Here is a 2,498-nt window from a genome sequence, read left to right as displayed (position 1 = left end):
GACCTGCATTTATTGTAACAGGGATTTTTTTTCGACTAAAGTCAAAACCGTCGATTCCGCCGGCTAAGCCGGTGGTTTATTTCGAACAGTTAAACCAAAACCAGGGCTGCCTTACATGTAAGGCAGCCCTCAGTGGAGTAACTGTGAATTGCTAAAAATATTCATTCAAAAGAGTTTCTGAATGTCGAACTCAATGCATGTAAAAACAGAGTCAACATGATTATGATATTCATTATCACAATGTAATTATATAATAACATGCTTAGATCTAAGATGCAAGGCTTTTAAAATATAAAACAGGCAAGTTATTCACAGGGTTGTGCATAAAATAGTGGATAACTTGCCCATTTATTTATTTATTTGCCATTTTATAAATATTATACATATCTTCGCGGGTAAGTTTTTTGAAATTAGCCACCGTTTTTTTACCATAATCACTGCACCGATCAGCAAGATATTGTAAAGATTTTTCATCTTGCTTGCCGATACCTAATTCACTAAAATTTGTTGGCATATGAATCGAAGCAAAATAAGCTTCTGTGGCAGCAATTCCAGCCAAAGCCGTTTCATTCAAATCCTCATGATGTATACCCCAAACACGTTCAGCAAAAATAGCAAATCGCTGTGGCTCTTCTTTATAGACATATCGCGCCCAAGAAGCCCAAAGCGCCGATAAAGACGCTCCATGAGGCACATCAAATTTGCCACTAAGTTCATGTCCTAATTTATGCGTAGCAAAATCGATCTCAGCGCCCAGTCCCGTCAACCCATTATGAGATAAACTGCCGCACCACATAATTTCACTCATCGCTTCATAATCATCATGCTTGGCTAAGGCAATTCTGCCATTTTTCGCTACATTCTTCAATAATGCTTCGGCAATTGCATCGGTCATCTCATTGCCTTTTGTATGTGTAAAATATCGGTCAAGCGTATGCATCATAATATCCGTTACCCCGCAGGCGATCTGCCTTTCCGGCAAGGTATAGGTTAATTCAGGATTCATCACTGCAAAACAAGGTCGATTGAAATCGGTATTAATGCCAGCTTTTTTACCAGTTTCTTCATTCGTTAACACAGCGGAATTACTCGTTTCACTGCCCGCTGCTGAAATCGTAAGCACTACCCCAACAGGTAATGATTTTGTAAGCTCTGCTTTTCCAGACCAAAAATCCCAAATGTCTGTATCTGGATTCGCCCGTCCATGCGCAATAGCCTTACTTGTATCAATTACACTACCGCCGCCAACAGCTAAAATAAAATCAGCTTTAAATTTATTTGCCTGTTGTACGCCAGTTCGTGCGAGTTCAAGGCGAGGATTTGGTTGTACCCCCCCCAGCGTTTCATAAGGCAATTTTGCTGTTTGCAGTAAGTCGGTTATTTTTTGCAATAAACCACTGCGAACAACACTGCCACCACCATAAACGACAAGCACTTTCGTACCACCATATTTTTTAATTTTATCCGCAGCTTTCAGTTCAGCTCCCTTGCCAAAAATAATTTCTGTCGGACAATGATATTCAAAACTCTGCATAAAAAAATCTCCTTTTTCCAAAACTATTTCATCGTACAGTTTCTATAATTAGGCGTTTCTTTTACTTTTCCTGCGTAACACAATAAAACCGTTTAAGCACTTACGAACGATTGAGCTGCCCAAAATTTTAATTCCTGAAATATAGACTTAAATCAATGCTTTTAATCGATGGCACAATGCTATCAGCCTGCCGTAAATCCTGAGATCCGGAATTTTTATTTTGATGAGCAATACAATACATTCCAGCAGCTTTCGCCGCTTGTACGCCCGATGATGTATCTTCAATGACAATACAGTCAGTTGGCGATACACCTAAACGTTCTGCTGTAAGTAGATAAACCGCTGGATCTGGTTTACTTTTTGGCAAATCCGCACCGCTGATAATGGACTGAAAATAAGATTTTAATTGAAATTTTTTAACAACAGCATCAATAATTTCCCGTCCCGATGAAGATCCAATCGCGGTGGGAATAGCTTCTTGTTTTAAGTATCTTAACAAATCTAAAATACCTTCAATTGGTTGAATTGATTTATTATTATCTAGAATATCCAAATACAATTTATACTTATGTGCTACCATTTCAGCTACTGAAATATCGCGATTATGTTGCTTTATCAAAGCAGCAAATAATGATTTTGTTGTCTGCCCCATATATTTTTCACAATCCTTTTCAGCAAAAGGAATGTCATAATGTTTAAACGTCTGCATCTTTGTAATGGTATGAATTGGCTCACTATCAATAATCACACCATCCATATCAAATATAACTGCCTTCAAAAAAAATACCTCACTTTATTTTTATCCTGTATAGAAAAGTATACCATAAGCCCCCTAAAAAATCTCTTTTAAGACTGCTTTAAAAGTTTTCTCCATACGAAAAAAGCACCCATATACATGAGTGCTTTTCATTTAACTGGCAGTTTTCTATCCTCCCAGGGCGTTTCCACCCAAGTACTTTCGACG

2 protein-coding genes are annotated in these 2,498 nt (G+C 38.0%); both read right to left on the bottom strand.

What is annotated here, in order from left to right:
• Window positions 1-352: 352 nt before the first annotated feature.
• Window positions 353-1,534: an iron-containing alcohol dehydrogenase gene (locus F606_RS0120225; protein WP_019555678.1), complete on the bottom strand. Its 1,182-nt coding sequence runs from the start codon at window positions 1,532-1,534 to the stop codon at window positions 353-355.
• Window positions 1,535-1,661: 127 nt separating this feature from the next.
• Window positions 1,662-2,312 carry an HAD family hydrolase gene (locus F606_RS0120220; protein WP_019555677.1) on the bottom strand — a complete coding sequence of 217 codons (651 nt, stop codon included), beginning with the start codon at window positions 2,310-2,312 and terminating at the stop codon, window positions 1,662-1,664.
• Window positions 2,313-2,498 lie beyond the last annotated feature (186 nt).

It is taken from the genome of Propionispira raffinosivorans DSM 20765 (assembly GCF_000381065.1).
GTDB lineage: Bacteria > Bacillota > Negativicutes > Selenomonadales > Selenomonadaceae > Propionispira > Propionispira raffinosivorans.
This window is presented reverse-complemented; position numbering and strand designations above follow the sequence as displayed.

Excerpts from the sequence above, each read along its gene's own strand:
- F606_RS0120225 (WP_019555678.1), bottom strand. The coding sequence starts at position 1,534 with ATGCAGAGTTTTGAATATCATTGTCCGACAGAAATTATTTTTGGCAAG.